At 68.6% G+C, this 20,709-nt stretch carries 19 protein-coding genes; 8 read left to right on the top strand and 11 right to left on the bottom strand.

All coding sequences use genetic code 11. The features are described from left to right. Positions 1-45 precede the first annotated feature (45 nt). Positions 46-1,794 (bottom strand): dipeptidase, encoded by a 1,749-nt coding sequence (locus QTH87_RS05680; protein WP_286607577.1) that lies wholly within the window; start codon positions 1,792-1,794, stop codon positions 46-48. 152 nt (positions 1,795-1,946) lie between these two features. Between QTH87_RS05680 and QTH87_RS05675 the strand changes: the two genes are divergently transcribed. Further along, entirely contained in the window at positions 1,947-2,705 is a 759-nt protein-coding gene (locus QTH87_RS05675; RefSeq protein ID WP_286607576.1) for a hypothetical protein, read from the top strand. A 36-nt stretch (positions 2,706-2,741) separates the two neighbouring features. Here the strand turns inward: QTH87_RS05675 and mmsB are convergent, their stop codons facing one another. The 4 genes from mmsB to QTH87_RS05655 are packed head-to-tail and all read right to left on the bottom strand — an operon-like array spanning position 2,742 to position 7,475. Further along, positions 2,742-3,632, bottom strand: a complete 891-nt coding sequence (mmsB, locus tag QTH87_RS05670) for a 3-hydroxyisobutyrate dehydrogenase (protein ID WP_286607575.1) — start codon at positions 3,630-3,632, stop codon at positions 2,742-2,744. Between the two features lie 42 nt (positions 3,633-3,674). Continuing rightward, positions 3,675-4,790, bottom strand: coding sequence for an enoyl-CoA hydratase/isomerase family protein (locus QTH87_RS05665; RefSeq protein ID WP_286607574.1), 1,116 nt, complete (start codon positions 4,788-4,790; stop codon positions 3,675-3,677). Next, the gene (locus tag QTH87_RS05660) at positions 4,787-5,941 is read right to left on the bottom strand and encodes an acyl-CoA dehydrogenase family protein (protein WP_286607572.1); all 1,155 of its coding nucleotides are present in this window, start codon (positions 5,939-5,941) and stop codon (positions 4,787-4,789) included. Before QTH87_RS05660 ends, QTH87_RS05665 begins: the two co-directional genes overlap by 4 nt. 10 nt (positions 5,942-5,951) lie before the next feature. Continuing rightward, positions 5,952-7,475, bottom strand: coding sequence for a CoA-acylating methylmalonate-semialdehyde dehydrogenase (locus tag QTH87_RS05655; protein ID WP_286607570.1), 1,524 nt, complete (start codon positions 7,473-7,475; stop codon positions 5,952-5,954). 107 nt (positions 7,476-7,582) lie between these two features. Here QTH87_RS05655 and QTH87_RS05650 point away from each other — a divergent pair, with 107 nt between their 5' ends. The 5 genes from QTH87_RS05650 (at position 7,583) to QTH87_RS05630 (ending at position 11,387) form a co-directional block, all read left to right on the top strand. After that, positions 7,583-8,485, top strand: a complete 903-nt coding sequence (locus QTH87_RS05650; protein ID WP_286607569.1) for a LysR family transcriptional regulator — start codon at positions 7,583-7,585, stop codon at positions 8,483-8,485. A gap of 79 nt (positions 8,486-8,564) precedes the next feature. Further along, the gene (locus QTH87_RS05645; protein WP_286607568.1) at positions 8,565-10,118 is read left to right on the top strand and encodes a BCCT family transporter; all 1,554 of its coding nucleotides are present in this window, start codon (positions 8,565-8,567) and stop codon (positions 10,116-10,118) included. Next, positions 10,115-10,816: a MarC family protein gene (locus tag QTH87_RS05640; protein WP_286607566.1), complete on the top strand. Its 702-nt coding sequence runs from the start codon at positions 10,115-10,117 to the stop codon at positions 10,814-10,816. The genes QTH87_RS05645 and QTH87_RS05640 overlap by 4 nt, the downstream gene beginning before the upstream one ends. Positions 10,817-10,874: 58 nt before the next feature. Beyond that, entirely contained in the window at positions 10,875-11,123 is a 249-nt protein-coding gene (locus QTH87_RS05635) for a DUF2164 family protein (protein ID WP_286607565.1), read from the top strand. 78 nt (positions 11,124-11,201) lie between these two features. Next, on the top strand, positions 11,202-11,387 hold the full coding sequence (locus QTH87_RS05630) for a hypothetical protein (RefSeq protein WP_286607564.1): 186 nt from the start codon (positions 11,202-11,204) through the stop codon (positions 11,385-11,387). A 31-nt stretch (positions 11,388-11,418) separates the two neighbouring features. Here the strand turns inward: QTH87_RS05630 and QTH87_RS05625 are convergent, their stop codons facing one another. The 4 genes from QTH87_RS05625 to bglX form a co-directional block, all read right to left on the bottom strand. Beyond that, positions 11,419-12,582, bottom strand: coding sequence for a serine hydrolase domain-containing protein (locus QTH87_RS05625; protein WP_286607563.1), 1,164 nt, complete (start codon positions 12,580-12,582; stop codon positions 11,419-11,421). Positions 12,583-12,697: 115 nt separating this feature from the next. Further along, entirely contained in the window at positions 12,698-13,327 is a 630-nt protein-coding gene (locus QTH87_RS05620) for a LysE family translocator (RefSeq protein WP_286607561.1), read from the bottom strand. Between the two features lie 7 nt (positions 13,328-13,334). Further along, a complete protein-coding gene (locus QTH87_RS05615) occupies positions 13,335-14,045 on the bottom strand; it encodes a YebC/PmpR family DNA-binding transcriptional regulator (RefSeq protein ID WP_286607560.1) in 711 nt (236 codons plus the stop codon). A 51-nt stretch (positions 14,046-14,096) separates the two neighbouring features. Then, the gene (gene bglX / locus QTH87_RS05610) at positions 14,097-16,433 is read right to left on the bottom strand and encodes a beta-glucosidase BglX (protein WP_444812742.1); all 2,337 of its coding nucleotides are present in this window, start codon (positions 16,431-16,433) and stop codon (positions 14,097-14,099) included. A gap of 157 nt (positions 16,434-16,590) precedes the next feature. On the opposite strand from bglX, the gene QTH87_RS05605 reads away from it, so the two are divergent. Continuing rightward, on the top strand, positions 16,591-18,237 hold the full coding sequence (locus QTH87_RS05605) for a glucan biosynthesis protein G (RefSeq protein WP_286607559.1): 1,647 nt from the start codon (positions 16,591-16,593) through the stop codon (positions 18,235-18,237). Between the two features lie 121 nt (positions 18,238-18,358). On the opposite strand, the gene QTH87_RS05600 is transcribed toward QTH87_RS05605, so the two are convergent. Then, positions 18,359-18,997, bottom strand: coding sequence for a 3-oxoacid CoA-transferase subunit B (locus QTH87_RS05600; protein WP_286607558.1), 639 nt, complete (start codon positions 18,995-18,997; stop codon positions 18,359-18,361). 2 nt (positions 18,998-18,999) lie between these two features. Next, on the bottom strand, positions 19,000-19,809 hold the full coding sequence (locus QTH87_RS05595) for a CoA transferase subunit A (protein WP_286607556.1): 810 nt from the start codon (positions 19,807-19,809) through the stop codon (positions 19,000-19,002). 100 nt (positions 19,810-19,909) lie between these two features. Here QTH87_RS05595 and QTH87_RS05590 point away from each other — a divergent pair, with 100 nt between their 5' ends. Beyond that, complete coding sequence (locus QTH87_RS05590; RefSeq protein WP_286607554.1) at positions 19,910-20,497, top strand: LuxR C-terminal-related transcriptional regulator; 588 nt, start codon at positions 19,910-19,912, stop codon at positions 20,495-20,497. The last annotated feature ends 212 nt before the right edge of the window (positions 20,498-20,709 follow it).

The following is a 20,709-nucleotide window of genomic DNA, read 5'->3' as shown; positions in this document are numbered from 1 at the left end:
GAGGGCCGGTGCCAAACCCTTCGTCTGGCTTGACGCCGTGTCCGGCTATTGCATCGTTCTGAGATTGCCGATGCGCACCAGCATCTCGGTGAACATCTGCATGTCGGCGTCGAGGTCGGCCACCTCCTTGAATTCCTTCGCGTTGTGGGCCGTGTATTTCTTGCCCGGCATCGCGGGGCCGAAGTTGATCGCGTTCGGCATCAGCTTGGCGGTGGTGCTGCCGGCGGTCGAGACCGGTCTGGCTTCGAGGCCGGTGGTCGCACCGTAGATGTCGAGCAGGGTCGCGAGCCAGGCGCCCTTCGGATCGCGCGCCATCCAGTTGCCCTGCTGGTAGTCGATCTCGATGCGGGCCTGGCTGCCATTGGCCCAGGCGCCGATCTTTTCCTTGAGCGTCTCCGTCAGCGCCTCGGGCGTGCTGCCGCGCGGCATGCGGACGTTGGTCGTGACTTCGAGCCGGCCGTCCCGTTCGCGCACCAGGTTCGGCGACAGCGTGAGCGGCCCCATGAAGTCGTCGCCGTAGCCGACGCCCAGCTTCTCGCCGAGGTAGCCGGTGCCGTAGAGGTCGACCAGGTAGCGAACGGCCTTCGTGTAGTGGTTGGCCGCAGTCACCACGCCCGATTCCTGCAGGAACAGCGCGAGCCTCGGCAGCGGGTTCACGCCTTCCTCCGGGCGCGAACCGTGCGCCGAGACGCCCATGACCTTGACCACGATGCGGTCGCTCTCCTTCGCGATGTCGATGGAGAAGCCCCCGCCCTGCCCCTCGTACTTGCGGATGAAAGGCCCCTTCACGAATTCGAGCCGGGCCGCCACCTGCGCGAGGTCGCCGCCCTCCAGCGTGGCGGTCGCGGTCTGCGGCACGGCGTTGGCCGCGGACGCGCCCGCCATGGCGACGATCGCCGTGCGCACCGCCGGGCTGCCGTCGGGTGGTTCGACCGGAAAGAAGACCTTGAGCGCGCCCGAGCCCTTCTCGGCCACCACCGCCGGGTACTTGCTGTCGAGCACGATGTTGTAGTCCGGCAGCGGTCCCTTGGCACGGTAGTACTTCATCGCGTCGCCGCCGGTTTCCTCGGTGGTCTCGATCATCAGGCGGATCGTGCGATCCAGCGGCAGGCCACTCTCCTTCACGGCCTTCATCGCGTACATCACGGCCGCGATCGATCCCTTGTCGTCGATCGTGCCGCGGCCATACAGCAGCTCGCCCACGCGCGTCATCTTGAAGGGGTCGAGCCGGGTGCCGTCCTCGAGCACCCATTCGTCGGCCACCGCGGGCACGACGTCGGCATGCGTGAGGATGCCGAACTCCTCGCGCCCGCGGCCCGGCAGGCGGACCTCGAAGATCCGGTTGTCGACGTTGCGGAACACGAGGCCGAACTCGCCCGCCATCTTCTCGATGAGGCGCCCGAACTCGATGATCGGCCGGCTCTCGTGCGGCGGCACCTTGTCGTCGCGCACGGTCGGCAGCGCCACCATCTGCTCGAGCGAGGCCAGCACCGCCTTCTGGTTGTGCAGGCGGTTGTAGAGGCCGAGCAGGCGCGCGATGCGAGTCAGCTGTTCGGGCGACAGGCTCCGGTTGGCGTTGTAGGCGGCGACGGTCGGCCCGAGGCCGGGATCGATCCTGGCGGCCTGGGCCAGGAAGACGCGAAAGTTCGCCGCGGACGCCGCCGGCGCGCTCGCCGCGATGCGGTCCAGCTGCGTCTTGGCCAGCGGTGCCTGCGCCTGCGCAGTCGCCGCCATGACGGCGAGCGAGAGCACCAGGGTCTTCGCGCCGACGCAGAAACTGAATGATGGGTTCATGGGAGGGCTCCGGGAACGATGAGAGATGCGTTGCAGCAGTCTACGTTTGCGCCAAGACCCTCGGGCCGAATCGCGTAGGCCTGCGCTGGCAGACAGCACCGGCCCGAGGGCTCAAAGTGACGGGTTGATGTTTCAGCGCCCAGGAGTGCCGAATGCCCGTCAGTTGTCCCGCCTGCCAGACCGAGAACCGCGATGCCGCGAAGTTCTGCCATGGCTGCGCGCGCAAGCTGCCGAGCTTCTCGCCGACCGACCCGTTGCTGGCGGGCGCCGTCCACTCACGGCGGCCCATGTCGCGGCCGATGCCAGCCAGCCACCGCGGCACGACTTCCGACGCCAATGCGCCGCGCAGCTTCTGGCTGGCGCTCGGCGCGGTGATGCTGGCCGCGTTCGTCGGCTTCGGCGGCTGGTTCGGCTACGTGACCCGCAAGCCTCCGAGCGCAGCGCAGCTCGAAGGGCCGGCCGCGACCGGCCCCTTGCCGATGGCACCGCCCGTGGCCACCGTGCCAGTCCCGGTCGATGCGCCGCAGGTCTTGCAGCGCGCGCCGCCAGACGCTCCACAACGGTCCGCCGAGGCTGCGGCCGATGTGCCGCTCTCGGCCTCGCTCGGCAAAGGCGAGGCCGAAGTCGCGGTCGATCCGCCCGTGGCCGCGATGCCGGGCGCTGCGGCTGCGCCGACGGCACCACCGCCAGCGGCGGTCGCGCGACGCACGCCGCCGGCCCCCGTGCCGCCCGCACGCTCCGCGGCGCTCGATCCACGCCGCGGTTGCGAGAACCTCAATTTCTTCTCCGCCGCACGCTGCGAGGCCGCGCACTGCGACCAGGCGGCCTATGCCCGCCATCCGCGCTGCGATGCGGTGCGCGAGGACCGGCGCCGCGACGAGGCCCGGCGCAATCCCATGCTCGGGACCTGAGGCCCGGACGAAGTCCGGCGTGCTGCCGGACGGGAATCAGCCCTGCCGCGCCTGCACCAGTTTGATCACGCTCGAGAAGTCGAGCGCGCCGTTCCCGCCCAAGCTGTGGGCGGCGTACAGGTTGCGTGCCAGGCCGCCGAGCGGCGTCGATGCACGCACCGCGGCCGCGTTCTCCTGCGCCAGGCCCAGGTCCTTGAGCATCAGGTCGGTGCCGAAGCCGCCCGCGTAGCCCTTGGAGGCCGGCGCCGTGTCCATCACGCCCGGCAGCGGGTTGTATTTCTCGAGTGCCCAGTTGCCGCCCGAACTGCGCCGCATGATCTCCGACAGCACCTTGGGATCGAGCCCGTTGGCGACGCCCAGCGCGATCGCCTCCGAGGTGCCGATCATGAGGATGCCGAGCAGCATGTTGTTGCAGATCTTGGCGGTCTGCCCGGCGCCCGCAGCGCCCGCATGGAAGATGTTGCTGCCCATCTTCTCGAGCACTGGCCGCGCGCGTTCGAGGTCGGCTTCGGAGCCGCCGACCATGAAGGTCAGCGTGCCCGCGATCGCACCGCCCGTACCGCCCGAGACCGGCGCGTCGATCACCGCGATCCCGTGCGCCGCGCCCGCCTCGGCGACCTTACGCGAGGTGGCGGCGGCGATCGTGCTGCTGTCGATGACGAGCGCGCCGGGCGCGATCCTGCCGAGCAGGCCGTCGCTGCCGAGGTAGAGGCCTTCGACATGCGCGCTGGCCGGCAGCATGCTGATCACGACGTCGGCGCCTTCGACCGCGGCGGCCGCCGAGGCCGCGATCGGAAGGCCATCGGCACCGAACTTCCTGCAGGCCTCGGCCGAGAGGTCGAAGGCGCTCAGCGCATGGCCGGCCTTCTGCAGGTTGAGGGCCATCGGGCCGCCCATGTTGCCCAGGCCGATGAAAGCGATCTTCATGTCGTGTGTCTCCGTTCTTGAACTCGAAAGCGGGCGGTGCGCTCAGGCGAGCGACACCAGTTCGGGCGCCATCTCGCCGCGCGGGCGCAGGTGGTCGTCGATGAAGGCGGGCGTGATCTCCTCGAGCGTGGCGGGGGTCCACTTCGGGTTGCGGTCCTTGTCGACCAGCACGGCGCGAATGCCTTCGGCGAAGTCGGCATGTGCGCAGCAACCCAGCGATGCCCAGTACTCGAGACGGAACACCTCGGCCAGCGACATGCGCTGCACGCGCTGCCAGAGCGCGAAGCTCAGTGCGGCCGAACTCGGCGCGCCCTTGGCGAAGGTGGCGGCAGCGGCCTGCAGCCAGGGGTCTTCGCTCTTGAGCTCGCGCAGGCGGCGCGCAATGTCGAGCAGGTCGTCGCCGGCCATCAGCGTGTTGATCGTGTCGAAGTGCTCGCGCAGCTTCGAGGCCGGCAGCTCGGCGCCCTCGCCGGCCGCGGCCAGCAGGCGCGAGAGCGTGGCGCGGTCGGCCGCGGGCTCGCCCTTCCATGCGGCGCCCGCGATGGCGTCGAGCACCCCTGCCTTGTTCGCGTGCGGCACGAGCAGGTCGGCCAGGCCGCAGAAGATCGCGTCGGCCGCATTCAGCGGCGCCGCGGTCAGCGCGAGGAACAGGCCGACGCGGCCCGGCATGCGGCGCAGGAACCAGCTGCCGCCGACGTCCGGGTAGAGGCCGATGTTGATCTCGGGCATCGCGACCCGGCTCTGCGCCGTGACCACGCGGTGCGAGGCGCCGGCCATGAGGCCGACCCCGCCGCCCATGACGATGCCGTGGCCCCAGCACAGGAAGGGCTTCGGGAAGGTGTGGATCAGATGGTCGAGTTCGTATTCCTCGCCGAAGAAGCGCTCGGCGTATTCGTTGCGCTCGGCACCGCAGTCGCGCAGCGTCTGGTAGAGCTGGCGCAGGTCGCCACCGGCGCAGAAGGATTTCTCGCCCGCGGCATCGAGCAGCACGCCGGCGATGCCGGCGTCGGCCGCCCATTCGCGCAGCCTGGGGGTGAGCAGCCGCACCATGGCGACCGACAGCGAGTTGAGCGAGGCCGGCGCATTGAGCGTGGCAACGCCGAAGCGCTTGCCGTTGGCGGCCTTGATTTCGTTGAAGAGAACCACGGAGTCGGTCATCGGATGTCGCTATCGCCTTCCAGCAGCTTGCGCGCGACGATCACGCGCATGATTTCATTGGTGCCTTCGAGGATCTGGTGCACGCGCGCATCGCGCACCAGCCGCTCCAGCGGGAATTCGCTCAGGTAGCCGTAGCCCCCGTGCAGTTGCAATGCATCGTTGCAGACGTTGAAGCCGGCATCGGTCGCGAAGCGCTTGGCCATCGCGCAGTAGGTGCTGGCGTCGACGTGGCCGGCGTCGAGCTTGGCTGCAGCCAGGCGCACCATCTGGCGCGCGGCGACCAGCTCGGTCGCCATGTCGGCGAGCTTGAACTGCAGCGCCTGGAAGCTCGCGAGCGGCTTGCCGAACTGCTGGCGCTCGTGCAGGTAGCGGCGCGCGGCATCGAGCGCGCCCTGGGCCGCGCCGATCGAGCAGGTCGCGATGTTGATGCGGCCGCCGTCGAGGCCCTTCATCGCGATGCGGAAGCCCTCGCCTTCGCTGCCCAGCAGGTTCTCGGCCGGGATGCGCACGTTGTCGAAGTCGATGGTGCGCGTGGGCTGGCTGTTCCAGCCCATCTTGTGCTCCTTCTTGCCGTAGCTGATGCCGGGCGCGTCGGCCGGCACCGCAAAGGCCGAGATGCCGCCCGCGCCGCCGCCGCCGCTGCGCGCCATCAGCACCAGCACGTCGGTCGAGCCCGCGCCCGAGATGAAGGCCTTGCCGCCGTTGATGACGTATTCGTTGCCCTGGAGTTCGGCCCGCGTCTTCAGCGATGCAGCGTCGGAGCCCGCGCCCGGCTCGGTCAGGCAGTAGGAAGCGAGCTTGCGGCCGCTCGTGAGGTCGGCGCCCCAGCGCTCGCGCACGGCCGGGCCACCCCAGGTGCCGAGCATCCAGGTCGCCATGTTGTGGATCGTGATGAAGGCCGTGGTCGACGGATCGACCGCGGCCATTTCCTCGAACACCAGCGTGGCATCGAGGCGCGGCAGCGCGAGGCCGTCGATGCTCTCGGGTGCGTAGAGGCCGCAGAAGCCGAGCTCGCCGGCCTTGGCGATCGCCTCCTTCGGAAAGAAGGCCTCGGCGTCCCAGCGCGCCGCATGCGGCGCGAATTCGTGCAGTGCGAATTCGCGCGCGGTCTGGGCAAAGGCGCGCTGCTCCTCGGTGAGTTCGAAGTCCATGCGCCCGAGACTACTTCAGGCTGATCGTGGTGTTGACGCCTTGGCTCACGGTGCTGTCGTCGAACCAGCGCGCGGTGATCGTCTTGGTCTGCGTGTAGAACATGATGACCTGCTTGCCGTAGGGGCCGAGGTCGCCGAGCTTGGAGGCGCGCGAGCCCGTGAACGAGAACATCGGCACCGGCACCGGGATCGGCACGTTGATGCCGACCTGGCCGACGTCGATGTCTTCCTGGAAGCGGCGCGCCGCGGCACCCGACTGCGTGAAGATCGCCGTGCCATTGCCGTTCGGGTTGGCGTTGATCATCTCGATCGCCTCGTCGATGGTGGCGGCATTGGCCAGGCACAGCACCGGTCCGAAGATTTCCTGTTCGTAGATGGTCATGCCGGGCTTGACGTCGGCGAAGACGGTCGGGCCCACGAAGTTGCCCTTCTCGTAGCCCGGCACGGTCGGCTTGCGGCCGTCGAGCGCGAGCGTCGCGCCGTCGGCCACGCCGCGCTCGATCAGGCCGTTGACGCGGTCGTAGGCCGCGCAGGACACCAGCGGGCCGACGTCGACGCCCTTCTCGGTGCCGGCGCCGATCTTCAGCGTCTGGGCCTTGGCGACCAGTTCGGGCACCCACTTCTGCGCATCGCCCACCAGCACCGCCACCGAGACTGCCATGCAGCGCTGGCCTGCGGCGCCGAAGCTGGCGCCAGCCAGGGCGTTGAGGGTCTGCTCCTTGTTGGCGTCGGGCATCACGATCGCGTGGTTCTTCGCGCCCATCATGCATTGCACGCGCTTGCCGGCCAGCGTGGCGCGGTTGTAGACGTGGGTGCCGACCTTGGTCGAGCCGACGAAGGAGATCGCCTTGATGTCGGCGTGGTCGCAGATCGCGTTGACCACCGACTCGCCGCCATGCACGACGTTGAGCACGCCCGCGGGAATGCCGGCCTCGAGCGCCAGTTCGCACAGGCGCATCGTGACCATCGGGTCCTGCTCGGAGGGCTTGAGCACGAAGGTGTTGCCCGTGACGATCGCCATCGGGAACATCCACAGCGGGATCATCGCGGGGAAGTTGAACGGCGTGATGCCGGCGCAGACGCCCAGCGGCTGCAGCAGCGTGTAGGTATCGACGCCGTTGGCCACGTTGTTGGCGATCTCGCCGAGCTGCAGGTTGCCGATCGCGGCCGCATGCTCGACCACCTCGAGGCCACGGAACACGTCGCCCTCGGCATCGGGCAGCGTCTTGCCCTGCTCGGCCGTGAGGATCGCGGCCAGCTCGGCCATGTTCTCGCGGATCAGCTGCTGGTACTTGAGGAAGATGCGCGCACGCGCGCCGATCGGCGTCTTGCGCCAGGTCTTGAAGGCGTCCTTGGCCGAGGCCACGGCGGCGTCGACCTCGGCTGCGGTGGCGAACGGCACCTTGGCCAGCACCTGCTGTGTGGCCGGGTTGACGATGTCGCGCCACTCGGTGGTCTTCGATTCGACGAACTTGCCGCCGATCAAGAGCTTGACGGTGGCGACCTGGGTGGCGGGGGTGGTGGTGGCATCCATGTGAACTTGTCTCCTTGAATTTGCGGGCAGCGAAGGGCGATGCTAGCTTTGCACTTTTGCTATGGCAATAGACAAATATGCAGCGCTGATCTGCATAATTGCACACCATGGACTGGGACAACCTGCGCTTCTTTCTCGAGCTGTCGCGCACCGGCACGCTGGTCGGCGCCGCGCGGCGGCTCGCGGTCGACCACACCACCGTGGCGCGCCGCATCCAGGCGCTCGAGAAGCAGCTGGGCGGCGCCCTCTTCTCGCGCGAGGCCGACGGCCACCGCCTGACCGAGGCCGGCCGGCGCCTGCAGCCGCAGGTGGAGGCGATGGAAAACGCCTTCCGCACGGTCGAGCGCGCCGCACCGGCCTCGCAGGAGGGGCTGTCGGGCCTCGTGCGCATCGGCGCCACCGAGGGCTTCGGCACGGTCGTCCTGGCGCCGCAGCTGGCGCTGTTCGCCCAGGCGCACCCGAGCCTGGTGATCGACCTGCTGGCGATGCCGCGGCTGGTGCATCTGTCGCGCCGCGAGGCCGACATCGTGATCTCGCTGGAGCGGCCGGCGCGCGGGCCCGTGGTCGTGACCAAGCTCAGCGACTACGTGCTGCGCCTCTACGCCTCCAGGGCCTACCTCGCAAGGCACCCGCCCATCAGGTCGCGGGAAGACCTGCGAGGCCACACCTTCATCAGCTACGTGGACGACCTGCTGTTCAGCAAGGAACTGCAGTATCTGGACGAGCTCTACAAGCCCGACTCCTTCGCGCTGCGCAGCACCAGCATCCTCGCGCAGCACCAGGCCGCGGCAGCGGGCGCGGGCATCGCGGTGCTGCCGGCCTTCATCGCCGAGCGCGACCGTTCGCTCGGCCGCGTGCTGGCGGGCGAAGCCAATTTCACGCGCACCTTCTGGATGTCGGTGCCAGCCGAGACGCGGCACCTGGCGCGCATGAAGGCGGTGTGGGATTTCCTGCGCGAGACCGCACTTCAGCATCGCGGGGTGCTGCTCCCCGACGAAGCGCCCGCATGACGGGGCCCCCGAGGCGGCCGGTAGAATCCGCCCCTCTCGGCGCATCGCCGCCAGCCAGGGTGCTGTAACCAGGAGCTGCATGCAACTCATCGTTTCGGCCGGATCGATCCTGGCCATCGTGCTGTGGGGCATCCTCGCCCCCGCCCACCTGGGCGCCGTCTTCGACGGCGCTCTCGCCATGATCACGCGCAATTTCGGCTGGTTCTACCTCTGGGCGGTACTGGGCCTGGTCGTGCTCGCGCTGGTGCTGGCGGTCAGCCGCTACGGCAACATCAAGCTCGGCGCCGACGACGAGGAGCCCGAGTTCTCGCTCGGGGCCTGGTTCGCGATGCTGTTCGCAGCCGGCATGGGCATCGGCCTGGTGTTCTGGGGCGTGGCCGAGCCGATCTCGCACTACGGCGCGCCGCCGCCCGGCGTGGTGGCGAACACGCCCGAAGCCGCCAACGCCGCCATGCGCTACAGCTTCTTCCACTGGGGCGTGCATCCGTGGGCCGTGTACAGCATCGTGGCGCTGGCGATCGCCTTCTTCCAGTTTCGCCGCGGCGGCTCGGCCCTGGTCAGCACGGCGGTGGAGGCGCTGCCCTGGGCGCCGCTGCGCCGCGTCGGGCCGCTGGTCAATGTGCTGGCGGTGATCGCCACCGCGTTCGGCGTCGCGGCCTCGCTCGGCATGGGCGCGCTGCAGATCAACAGCGGCCTGCATGCGGTGTTCGGCCTGCCGGTCGGCAAGGCCCAGCAACTGGGCATCATCGGCATCACCACCGCGCTGTTCCTGGCCTCGGCCCTCAGCGGCATCGGCCGCGGCATCAAGTGGCTGTCGAGCTTCAACGTGCTGCTGGCCGGGCTGCTGGCGCTGGCCGTGTTCGTGCTCGGCCCGACCGTGGTGATCATCGACACGCTGACCTCCACGCTGGGCAGCTACCTGAGCGAAGTGGTGCGCATGAGCCTGCGCATGACGCCGTTCCGGGACAGCGGCTGGGTCGGCAGCTGGACCATCTTCTACTGGGCATGGTGGGTGAGCTGGTCGCCCTTCGTCGGCCTGTTCATCGCCCGCGTCTCGCGCGGTCGCACGGTGCGCGAGTTCATCATCGGCACGGTGGCGGTGCCGACGCTCGCCGCCTTCGTCTGGTTCTCCGTCTTCGGCGGCACCGCGCTGTACATGCAGATCGCGCAGCAGGTACCGATTGCGGCGGCGGTCCAGGCCGACCCCTCGACCGCACTGTTCGCGCTGCTGCACCAGTTGCCGCTGGGCACGCTGATGTCGGGCGTCGCGACCGTGCTGGTGATGGTGTTCTTCGTCACCTCGGGCGATTCGGCGGTGCTGGTGCTGGGCACGATGAGCACCGGCGGCGATCAGGACCCGAGCGCGCGCGTCAAGGTCGCCTGGGGCCTGCTGGTGGCCGGCATCGCGGCCAGCCTGCTGATGGCCGGCGGACTGAAGTCGGTACAGACCGCGACCATCGTCTTCGCGCTGCCCTTCACGGTCGTGATCGTCCTGATGGCCGTCTCGCTGTGGCGTGGCCTGCGCGACGACCACGATGCGGAGCAGCGCCGCGATCGTGCGCTGCGGTCGCGCATGCGCGCCCTTGTCGAGCCCGTGGACACGGCGAAGAAGCGCGAGGCGGGCCGGCCATGACGCTCGAAGTGCTGGGCGCCTTCGGCAAGGGCTTCCTGTTCGTCTTTGCCGCGTTGCTGCCGATCCTGAACCCGGCGGCCACCGCGCCGATCTTCCTCGGCCTGACCGAGGGCGCCTCGGCCGCGACGCGCACACTGCTGGCGCGCCGCATCGCGCGCAACATGTTCTGGCTGCTGCTGGGCGCAATGCTGATCGGCTCCTACCTGCTGGAGTTCTTCGGCATATCGCTTCCGATCGTGCGCGTCGGCGGCGGCCTGATCGTCGCCGCCAACGCCTGGCGGCTGCTGACCGCCTCGCAGCCGACTGCCGACAGCCGCACCGAGCTGGCCGAGAGCTTCACGCCGGAGATGGCGCGGCGCCAGGCCTTCTATCCGCTGACCTTTCCGATCAGCTGCGGACCGGGCTCGATCGCGGCGGCCATCACCGTCGGCGTATCGCTGTCCGATCCGCGGATCTCGATCGCGCTCGGTCGCACGGCCGGCGCGGTGCTCGGCCTGGTGGCGATCGGCCTGCTGGTGTACCTGGCGTTCCGCTATGCGCAGCAGCTCCTGAAGCCGCTGGGCGAAGTGGGCACCTTGATCTTCCTGCGCCTGTCGGCCTTCATCCTGCTGTGCCTGGGCGTCCAGATCATCTGGGACGGACTCCACGAGCTCGGCGTGGCGCTGCTGCGCGAAGCCATCGTGCAGGCACGCGAGTGATCCGCGGCATCGGCGAATCCGGCGACGGCACCGAGCTTTTTCTGGGAGGAACGGAACTGTGAACTTCGACGAGCTGCTGACCACGAAGGTCATCCACGAGGTCTCGACCCTGCTGCGCGACCAGCTGAAGAAGGACTTCGACCTCGAAGTCGGCAACATGGAGCTGGCACCGATCAGCAAGCAGGTGGCCCGCCATGTGGGCGCCCTCTTCTTCAATGCCGGGGTTCAGGCGGCCCTGGAGACCGTGCGCCGGCGGACCGCGGATCTGGAGAACGACATCGAGTGCCTGGAGCTGCCGGTTCGATGAACGCCGGCTTCGGCGCACTTGGAGAACCGACGAAGCCCGGGACAATCGGCATGCCCACCCAAGACCGAGGATGACCCCATGCGCCTGCTCTCATTCATCGTTCAGCTGTCGATGTTCTGGATTCCGATGGCCGTCGCGCTGCTCACCATCGGCTATGCCTTCTACCTGGGCAGCGTCGGCATGGGCGTCTTCGGCGTGATCTTTGTCCTGGTCCTGGGGCTCGGCAAGGCCATCATGATCGGCGCTGCCGGCCCGAAGAAGTAGTCGGCGCGCTCAGGGCCCGCTCAGGGCCCGCTCAGGTCGATTCGACCACCGCAGCCAGCCGTTCGAACAACTCCTGCGCGAGATTGAAGTCGCGGCGCGAACCATCCGGCGTGGCGTTCACCATCACCGACACCGTGGCGCTGCGCGACACGAGGTTCATGGTCGCGACCTGGAAGCCCACGCCGCTGCCGGTGTGCCCCCACCAGTTGCCGATCTGTCCGATGCCGAGGCTGTAGTTGTCGTATTCCGGGCCGTTGGTGACGGCGCGGGCGCGCGACTTGCGGGTGGCCTGCAGCGCCGGCGTGAGCAGCGAGCCTGTTCCCAGCGCGTCGCCCCACACGAGCAGATCGGCGAGCGTGGAGGCGATGGCTCCCGAGCCGGCGAGCGAGGTCGGGCTGATCGGTGGTTGATCGTCCACGGCACCCGTGGCGATGTCGACCGCATAGGGCGTGGGCGTGGGCGGCGGCAGCCCGGGCGTCGAAGGGTAGCTGGTGCCCGACAGGGCCAGCGGCCTGAAGATCTGCGCCGCCAGCACCTCGCCGAGCGGCTGGCGCATCACGGCCTCGATCACCATGCCGAGCAGCACCGTGTTGGTGTTGCTGTACTGATACTGCTCGCCGGGAAGGAAGAGCGGGGGCACGGCGAAGGCGATGGCCACGAGTTGCTGCGGCGTCCAGACGCGCAGCGTGTCCTCCACAAAGGCTTCGAGGAAGGCGGGCTGCGCCGAATAGTCCGCCAGGCCGCTCTGATTGCCCGCGAGATCGGCCAGGCCGATCAGGTCGCCATTCGGCACGCCCGCGATGTAGCGCCCCACCTTGTCGTCCAGCCCGAGCGCGCCGAGCTGCACCAGTTGCAGCAGCAGCGTGGCCGTGAACGACTTGGTGACGCTGCGTACCGGGAAGGTGCTGTTCAACGCCATCGGCGTGGCGCTGGCCACGTCGGCCATGCCGAAGGCTCGGGTCCAGGGCGCCTCGCCGGCGACGCGCACGCCCGCCAGGGCGCCCGGCACGCGATAGTCGGCAAAGATGCTTTCGACGGCCTTCAGGTAGCCGGCTTCGCGCGTGCCCGCGGTCGCGGGCGGAACGAAGACCACCGGATCGCTGGAGCCACCGCCTCCGCACGATGCGAGCCACGGAGCGAGCGCCGCCGCACCGGCCCAGCGGCCGAGATGGCGACGGGAGAGATCGAGAGTCATGATGGCATTGCCCCGCTGAACTGGTTGAGCTGCGCGACATTGCGCCCGCGGCATCCTATACGTCCGGCCGATGCGCGCAAAGCGCCGATGGTGCGAATGCGCCCCGCCTGCTGTCTCAGGCCCGCTGCTTGAGCGCCAGCACCGAGAGCCCGGCGCCGATGAAGGTCAGGCCGGCGCCCACGTTGAGCCCGGTGCCGGCGCGCGGATGCCGCTGCAGCCAGCCCGAGAGCTTCGAGGCGAAGCTGCCGAGCAGCGAGAAGATGACGGCGGTCAGCACCGCGAAGATCGCGCCGTACACCAGCATCTGGATGGGCACCGAGCCGCGGCCCGCGCTCACGAACTGCGGCAGGAAGGCCAGCACGAACAGCCCCGGCTTGGGGTTCAGCACGTTGGACAGCAGGCCCGTGAGGAAGACCGTGCGCAGCGGCTGGTGCGCGCTCGGCGCGAAGCTCACCAGGTTGCGCGAGGACAGCGCCCTGTAGCCCAGCCACAGCAGGTAGAGGCCGCCGACCGCCTTGACGGCCCAGAAGGCCACCGGCGAGGCCTGGATGATCAGCGAGAGCCCGAGCGTCGCCGCCACCGTGTGGAACATGATGCCGAGCCCGGCGCCCACCGAGGATAGGCAGGCCGCCGCCCTGCCCTGGCTCAGGCCGCGGCTCAGTGCCAGGATGTTGTCGGGGCCCGGCGCGATCACCACGACCAGGCAGGCCATCAGATAGGTGAACAGCAGGTCGGGCGGGAACATCGCAGCCCTATCCGGCCAGGCCCACGAACACGTTCTGCACGTCGTCGTTGGCATCGATGGCGGCCAGGAAGGCCTCCACTTCCTCGAGATGCTCGGCGCTCAGGCTGGCCGGGTCGACCGGGTTCTTGGCCTTGTAGCCGAGCTTGGCAGACAGCACCGTGTAGCCCTGCGCGGGCAGCGCCCGGCTCACGATGTCGAGATCGGCCGGGTCGGTCAGGAAGACAGCGACGCCCTCGTCGCCCGGCTCGAAATCCTGTGCACCGGCCTCGATGGCCGCGAGCTCGGGGTCGGCGTCGGCCTGCTGGGCCTCGGCCTCGATCATGCCGAGGTGGTCGAAGTCCCAGGCCACCGAACCCGAGGCACCGAGCTGGCCCTTGCGGAACAGCACGCGCATCTCGGGCGCGGTGCGGTTCACGTTGTCGGTCAGGCACTCGACCATCACGGGCACGCGGTGCGGCGCGAAGCCTTCGTAGATCACGTGATCGAAGTGCACCGATTCGCCGGTCAGGCCGGCGCCCTTCTTGATCGCACGCTCCAGCGTGTCCTTGGGCATCGAGACCTTGCGCGCCTGCTCGACCACCAGCCGCAGCCGCGCGTTGGAGCCCGGGTCGGCACCGCTGCGCGCGGCGATCATGATTTCCTTGGCCAGCTTGCCGAACAGCCGGCCCTTGGCGTTGGCCGCCAGGTCCTTGTGCTTGGCTTTCCATTGCGCGCCCATGTGCGAGTTTCCTTGTGAGTGGGTCAGTGATTGTGATCGCTCGGGCGAGCCCTACGGCAGCAGCTCGAAGCCCTGCTGGCGCACGTTCTGCGAGTCGAGTCCGATCTGCACGTTGAACTGGCCCGGCTCGGCCACGCGGCGCAGCTGGGCGTTGAAGAACTTGAGCCTGTCCTCGTCGATCGTGAAGCGCAGCACGCGTTCCTCGCCGGGCTGCAGCATGACCTTGCGGAAGTCGCGCAGCTCCTTGACCGGCCGAACCACGCTCGCGGCCACGTCCTGGATGTAGAGCTGGACCACGGTCTCGCCCGCGCGCCGGCCGGTGTTCTTCACGGTCACGGCGGCCTCGATCCTTCCCTTCGGCTGCATCTTCGGGCTCGACAGGCTCACGTCCGAGAGCGTGAAGTCGGTGTAGCTCAGCCCGTAGCCGAAGGGATAGAGCGGGCCCGTGACCTCCTCGTAGTACTGCGAGGTGTAGTTGCCGGGCTTGCCCTCGGTGAAGGGCCGTCCGAGGCGCGCATGGTTGTAGTAGGTCGGGATCTGGCCGACCGAGCGCGGGAACGAGATCGGCAGCTTGCCGGCCGGGTTGTAGTCCCCGTAGAGCACGTCGGCGATCGCGTTGCCGCCCTCGGTGCCGGTGTACCAGGTCTCGAGGATCGCGTCGGCCTCCTTCTGCTCGCGCGCCAGCGAGAGCGGCCGGCCGTTCATGAGCACCAGCACCAGCGGCTTGCCCGTGGCCTTGAGCGCGGTGATCAGGTCGCGCTGGCTCTGCGGCAGGTCGAGGCTGGTGCGGCTCGACGATTCGTGCGACATGCCGCGCGCCTCGCCCACCGCGGCCACGACGACGTCGGACTGCTGCGCGACCTTGACGGCCTCGGCGATCATCTCGGCCGGCGTGCGCGGGTCCTGCGTGACCTCGGGGGTGTCCCAGTTGAGGAAGTTGAGGTATTTGACGATGCCCTCGTCGTTCGTGATGTTGGCGCCGCGCGCGTAGGTCACGCGGCCCTTGCCCTGCTTCGCGACCGCGGCATCGAGGCCGGCGCGCAACGTGACCGCGTTCTTCGAATAGCCGGCGGCCGACCAGCTGCCGAGCATGTCGATCGGCGCATCGGCCAGCGGGCCGACCAGCGCGATCGAGGCGCCCCTGGCCAGCGGCAGCGTCTGGTTGCGGTTCTCGAGCAGCACCATCGACTGTCGTGCCACGGTCAGCGCAGCGGCACGGTCGAGCCGGCTCGCGGCATTGAGGTCCGGCGGATCGTCCTTGGCCACGCCGATGCGCAGGTAGGGATCGGCGAACAGGCCCATGTCGTACTTCGCGCCGAGCACTTCGCGCACCGCGGCGTCGATCGCCTTCATCTTGACCTCGCCCGACTTCACGAGCCCGGGCAGTTCGTTGAGGTAGACCGAATCGGCCATGCTGAGGTCGATGCCGTTGTTGATCGCCAGCTTGGCCGCCTCCCGCTCGTCCTTGGCGACGCCATGGCGGATCAGCTCGACGATGGCGCCGTGGTCGCTCACGGTCACGCCCTTGAAGCCCCAGTCGCGGCGCAGCAGGTCCTGCATGAGCCAGGTGTTGGACGTGGCGGGCACGCCGTTGATGGAATTGAGCGCCACCATGACGCCGCCCGAGCCGGCGTCGATCGCGGCGCGGTACGGCGGCAGGTAGTCCTGGTACATGCGCATGGGGCTCATGTCGACCGTGTTGTAGTCGCGGCCGCCTTCCACGGCGCCGTAGAGCGCGAAGTGCTTCACGGCGGTCATGATGCTGCTGGCGCTGATCGGCATCTTGTCGCCCTGGAAGCCACGCACCGCGGCCTTGGCGATCTCCGAGACCAGGTACGGGTCCTCGCCGAAGCCCTCGGAGGTGCGCCCCCAGCGCGGATCGCGCGCGATGTCGACCATCGGCGCGAAGGTCATGTCGATGGAATCCGCGCTGGCTTCGCGGGCGGCGGTGCGCGCCATCAGGCCGATCGACGCCATGTCCCAGGTCGAGGCCAGGCCGAGCCCGATCGGGAAGGTGGTGCGGTGGCCGTGGATCACGTCGTAGGCGTAGAACATCGGGATCTTCATCCGGCTCTGCATCGCCGCGTCCTGCAGCCGGCGGTTGTCGGGACGGTTGACTGAATTGAAGGTGCCGCCGACGCGCCCGGCCTTGATTTCCTCGGCGAGTTGCGCAATCGGCATCTCGGGGCCGATGCTGATCAGCCGCAGCTGGCCGATCTTCTCGTCGAGCGTCATGCGGCGGATCAGGTCGGCGACGAAGGCGTCCTTGGCCTTGTTGTCCTTGCTCGCGGCCTTGGCCGCTGCGGGCGCGCTCTGGACCGGGGTCTGGGTGAAGGCCAGCGGGCTGGCGAGGCCGGCCACGAGGGCCAGCAGGTACGGCATCTTCATTCAGGGAACTTTCATGGATTCTTTGCGGCGTTGCGTCGAAAGCCCTCGGGCACGCCCTTCGCGACAGCCTGGCCGTCGAGCCCCGGATGCTAAGCTAAGCCGCCAATCCATCGGACCGTTCCTGGAAACGGCAGGAATATTGCATTCGACCTCTCCCATGATTCTTTCAGCCGCACGCCGCCAGAAGACAGCCAAGCTCGCGCTGCTCTCGCTGGTCTCCGCCGCCTCGCTGCTGGGTGCCGCCCAGGCCCTGGCCTTCTCGCTCGACGATGTCACCGCGCAGGCCCGCGCGCTGATGCAGAAGCCCTACGTCGCGCCCGTGAACAACCTGCCGCCCGAGTTCAGCGGCATGCAGTTCGCCGACTACCAGAAGATGCAGCCGCGTTCCGACCGCTTCGAATGGAGCGACCAGCCGACGCCGTTCCGGCTCAACTTCTATCACCAGGGGATGCAGTTCAATTCGGCGGTGCGGATCAACGAGATCACCGCCGACGGCGCCGTCAGGCAGATCCAGTACGACCCCGAGCGCTTCGACTTCGGCGGCCTTGCGTTCGACAAGAACGCCACCCGCACGCTGGGCTACGCGGGCTTTCGCGTGCTCTATCCGGTGAACCAGCCCGACAAGCTCGACGAGGTCGCGAGCTTCCTGGGCGCGAGCTATTTCCGCGTGATCGGCAAGGGCCAGGTCTACGGGCTGTCGAGCCGAGGCCTCGCGATCGATACCGCGCCGCCGGGTGGCGAGGAGTTCCCGAACTTCCGCGAGTTCTGGATCCAGCGCCCCGGGCCCGATGACCGCCAGGTGGTCATCTACGCTCTGCTCGATTCGCCGCGCGCCACCGGCGCCTACCAGTTCATCGTGCGGCCCGGCGGCAAGGACGCAGTGGTCGACGTGCAGGCCAACATCTTCGTGCGCGGCGACATCCAGTCGATCGGCATCGCGCCGCTCACGAGCATGTTCCTGTACGGACCGAACCAGCAGTCGGAGTTCAGGCGCAACTTCCGGCCCGCGATCCACGACTCGAACGGGCTCGCGATCCACACCGGCAGCGGCGAATGGATATGGCGCCCGCTCAACAATCCCAAGACCCTCGCGATCAGCTCGTTCCAGGTCGACGACCCGAAGGGCTTCGGCCTGCTGCAGCGCGGGCGCGAATTCTCGCGCTACGAAGACCTGAAGGACCGCTACGACCTGCGCCCGAGCGCCTGGATCGAACCGCAGAACAAGTGGGGCAAGGGCAGCGTCACGCTGATGGAGATCCCGACGCCCGACGAGACCAACGACAACATCGTCGCCTACTGGACCCCCGCGGAGCCCACCCGGCGCGGCCAGATGCTGCAGTTCGCCTACCGCATGCACTGGACCAGCGACGAGCCGGCGCTGCACGGCGCCGACAACGCCTGGGTCAGGCAGACCTTCCACACCGACAACGAGCACCTGCAGGCCAACCTGATCCGCAAGTTCGACGGCAACAGCGCCTTCCTGATCGACTTCGAGGGCCCGGCGCTGGCCAACCTGCCGGCCGATGCCACGCTGGCGCCGCAGGTCAGCGTGGGCGACAACGCCGAGTTGCTCGGCGTCGGCCTGGAACGCAACCCGGCCATCAAGGGCTGGCGCGTGGCGCTGCGCGTGAAGGTGAAGAACCCGGCGCTGCCGGTCGAGATGCGCGCCGCCCTGGTGCAGGGCGACAAGCCGGTCAGCGAGACCTGGAGCTACCAGCTGCCGCCGAATCCGCAGGCGGCGGCAGCTGCTGCTGCACCGGCTCCGGCACCGGCCCCGGCCCCGGCACCGACCGCCACCCGCTGACCGCATCGCCCGCGGCCTGCGAGACCGAAGCAGGCCAAGTCCAGGGATACCGCGGAACCGGCTCCGCCGGGCCGCAGGTATCGCCCCCTGAAAGGCGGAGGCGCCGCAGGCGCTTCGGGGGTTATTTCAACAGCTTCACGCCGGTCTTGGCCTGCAACTGCTCGAAGCTCACGCCATCGGCCAGCTCGACCACCTTGAGGCCCTCGGGCACGACGTCCATCACGGCCAGGTCGGTGATCACGCGGTCGACCACGCCGACGCCGGTCAGCGGCAGGGTGCACTGCTCGAGGATCTTCAGGTCCTCGGTGCCGTCCTTCTTGCGGGCGACGTGCTCCATCAGCACGATCACGCGCTTGACGCCTGCCACCAGGTCCATCGCGCCGCCCATGCCCTTGACCATCTTGCCCGGGATCATCCAGTTGGCGAGGTCGCCCTTCTCGCTCACCTGCATCGCGCCGAGGATCGATAGGTTGATCTTGCCGCCGCGGATCATCGCGAAGCTGTCGTGGCTGCCGAAGATCGCGCTGCCGGGCAGCGTGGTGACCGTCTGCTTGCCGGCGTTGATGAGGTCGGCGTCGACCTGCTCCTCGGTCGGGAACGGGCCGATGCCGAGCATGCCGTTCTCGCTCTGCAGCCAGACTTCCTTGTCGCCGACGAAGTTGGCCACCAGCGTCGGGATGCCGATGCCGAGGTTGACGTAGAAGCCGTCTTCGAGTTCTTGCGCCGCGCGTGCGGCCATCTGGTCCTGGGTCCAGGGCATGTTCAGGCTCCCTTAGCGTTGTTCTTGACGGGTGCGGGCACTTCGACGCCCGCTGCGGCTTGGGCGATCGCGGCCTGCGCCTCGACCTTGGCGGCAGCGGCATCGACCGGCGCGGCGGCGCTCACGGTGCGCTTCTCGATGCGTTTCTCGGGCGTCTCGTTGAGCACGATGCGGTGTACGTAGATGCCCGGCAGGTGGATGTCGTCGGGCGCCAGCTCGCCGACCTCGACGATGCGCTCGACCTCGACGATGCAGACCTTGCCGGCCATCGCGGCGGCCGGGTTGAAGTTGCGCGCGGTGAGCCGGAAGCGCAGGTTGCCCGACTTGTCGGCCACGTCGGCCTTCACCAGCGCCACGTCGGGCACCAGCGAATGCTCCATCACGTAGGTCTCGCCGTTGAACTCGCGCGTTTCCTTGCCTTCGGCCACCAGCGTGCCGACGCCGGTCTTGGTGAAGAAGGCCGGGATGCCGGCGCCGCCGGCGCGCAGCTTCTCGGCCAGCGTGCCCTGCGGCGTGAACTCGAGCTCGAGCTCGCCGGCCAGGTACTGGCGCTCGAACTCCTTGTTCTCGCCGACGTAGCTCGCGACCATCTTCTTGATCTGCCGCGTGCCGAGCAGCTTGCCGAGGCCGAAGCCGTCGACGCCCGCGTTGTTCGAGATGCAGGTCAGGTTCTTCACGCCCGAATCGTGCAGCGCGTCGATCAGCGCCTCGGGAATGCCGCAGAGGCCGAAGCCGCCGACCGCCAGGGTCTGGCCGTCGGCCACGACCCCTTTGAGCGCCGCGTCGGCGGAGGGATAGATCTTGTTCGCCATGGGTCCTCGCTGGGTGAAAAGGAAAACGGGAGAAGACGCGGTGAAGTGCGTCGAATCGGCCTCAGACGATACTACGTACTCGCATACGTAGTATTTCGTAATGGACTCCCCCGACACCGCGCTCGCCCCGATCGACTACCGGCTCGCCTTCGAGCAGGCGCCGGTCGGCATGGTGTTGTCGCGGCATCGCATCATCGTCGACTGCAATGCCCGCCTGTGCGAGATGTTCGGTGCCACGCGCGCCGCGCTGGTGGGCCAGTCCTTCCGCGTCCTGTACCCGAGCGTCGCCGAATTCGAGCGGATCGGCAAGCGCATGGAGCCGATCCTCAACGCCAGCGGCCGCTACGCCGACAACCGGATGATGAAGAGGATCGGCGGCCTGCACGGCGCCTTCGCGGGCGAAACCTTCTGGTGCCACGTGAGTGGCCAGGCGCTGAACCGCGAGGCGCCGCACGAGGCCGGCATCTGGAGCTTCGAGGACCTGGGCTCGCGTCGCACGGCCAAGGCCGACCTCACGCCGCGCGAGCGCGAGGTCGCGGCCCAGGTCATGCAGGGCCTGACCTCGAAGGAAATCGGCCGCGCCCTGGCCATCAGCCATCGCACGGTGGAAATCCACCGCGCGCGGCTGATGCGCAAGTACACCGCGGCCACGACGGCCGAACTGGTGCAGAAACTGATCGCCGGTTAGGGCCTGTTCATACTACTTCCGGGGATCGCGTTGTCGAGCAAAGGGGCTGGATGCAAGGCGCCCGCGCGCAGCAAGGCTTTGGCCTTGCAAGCGCGGGCAACGCGGCAGACGGCCCCTTTGCTGGACAACCCAACGGGAAGGTATGCCAGGGCGGGCCACTCCGCGTTGCACTCCTTGCATGTGCCAACGCACAAGCGGCGTCGCGCGCCTCG

This window comes from Variovorax jilinensis (assembly GCF_030316885.1).
Lineage (GTDB): Bacteria > Pseudomonadota > Gammaproteobacteria > Burkholderiales > Burkholderiaceae_C > Variovorax > Variovorax jilinensis.
Note: the sequence above shows the minus strand (reverse complement) of the source record. Positions and strands in the feature narration are given on the sequence as shown.

Excerpts from the sequence above, each read along its gene's own strand:
- QTH87_RS05605 (WP_286607559.1), top strand. The coding sequence starts at position 16,591 with ATGATTCTTTCAGCCGCACGCCGCCAGAAGACAGCCAAGCTCGCGCTG.
- QTH87_RS05645 (WP_286607568.1), top strand. The coding sequence starts at position 8,565 with ATGCAACTCATCGTTTCGGCCGGATCGATCCTGGCCATCGTGCTGTGG.
- QTH87_RS05595 (WP_286607556.1), bottom strand. The coding sequence starts at position 19,809 with ATGGCGAACAAGATCTATCCCTCCGCCGACGCGGCGCTCAAAGGGGTC.
- QTH87_RS05620 (WP_286607561.1), bottom strand. The coding sequence starts at position 13,327 with ATGTTCCCGCCCGACCTGCTGTTCACCTATCTGATGGCCTGCCTGGTC.
- QTH87_RS05600 (WP_286607558.1), bottom strand. The coding sequence starts at position 18,997 with ATGCCCTGGACCCAGGACCAGATGGCCGCACGCGCGGCGCAAGAACTC.
- QTH87_RS05640 (WP_286607566.1), top strand. The coding sequence starts at position 10,115 with ATGACGCTCGAAGTGCTGGGCGCCTTCGGCAAGGGCTTCCTGTTCGTC.
- QTH87_RS05675 (WP_286607576.1), top strand. The coding sequence starts at position 1,947 with ATGCCCGTCAGTTGTCCCGCCTGCCAGACCGAGAACCGCGATGCCGCG.
- QTH87_RS05630 (WP_286607564.1), top strand. The coding sequence starts at position 11,202 with ATGCGCCTGCTCTCATTCATCGTTCAGCTGTCGATGTTCTGGATTCCG.
- QTH87_RS05615 (WP_286607560.1), bottom strand. The coding sequence starts at position 14,045 with ATGGGCGCGCAATGGAAAGCCAAGCACAAGGACCTGGCGGCCAACGCC.
- QTH87_RS05680 (WP_286607577.1), bottom strand. The coding sequence starts at position 1,794 with ATGAACCCATCATTCAGTTTCTGCGTCGGCGCGAAGACCCTGGTGCTC.
- QTH87_RS05660 (WP_286607572.1), bottom strand. The coding sequence starts at position 5,941 with ATGGACTTCGAACTCACCGAGGAGCAGCGCGCCTTTGCCCAGACCGCG.
- QTH87_RS05590 (WP_286607554.1), top strand. The coding sequence starts at position 19,910 with ATGGACTCCCCCGACACCGCGCTCGCCCCGATCGACTACCGGCTCGCC.
- QTH87_RS05665 (WP_286607574.1), bottom strand. The coding sequence starts at position 4,790 with ATGACCGACTCCGTGGTTCTCTTCAACGAAATCAAGGCCGCCAACGGC.
- QTH87_RS05650 (WP_286607569.1), top strand. The coding sequence starts at position 7,583 with ATGGACTGGGACAACCTGCGCTTCTTTCTCGAGCTGTCGCGCACCGGC.
- QTH87_RS05655 (WP_286607570.1), bottom strand. The coding sequence starts at position 7,475 with ATGGATGCCACCACCACCCCCGCCACCCAGGTCGCCACCGTCAAGCTC.
- mmsB (WP_286607575.1), bottom strand. The coding sequence starts at position 3,632 with ATGAAGATCGCTTTCATCGGCCTGGGCAACATGGGCGGCCCGATGGCC.
- bglX (WP_444812742.1), bottom strand. The coding sequence starts at position 16,433 with ATGAAGATGCCGTACCTGCTGGCCCTCGTGGCCGGCCTCGCCAGCCCG.
- QTH87_RS05625 (WP_286607563.1), bottom strand. The coding sequence starts at position 12,582 with ATGACTCTCGATCTCTCCCGTCGCCATCTCGGCCGCTGGGCCGGTGCG.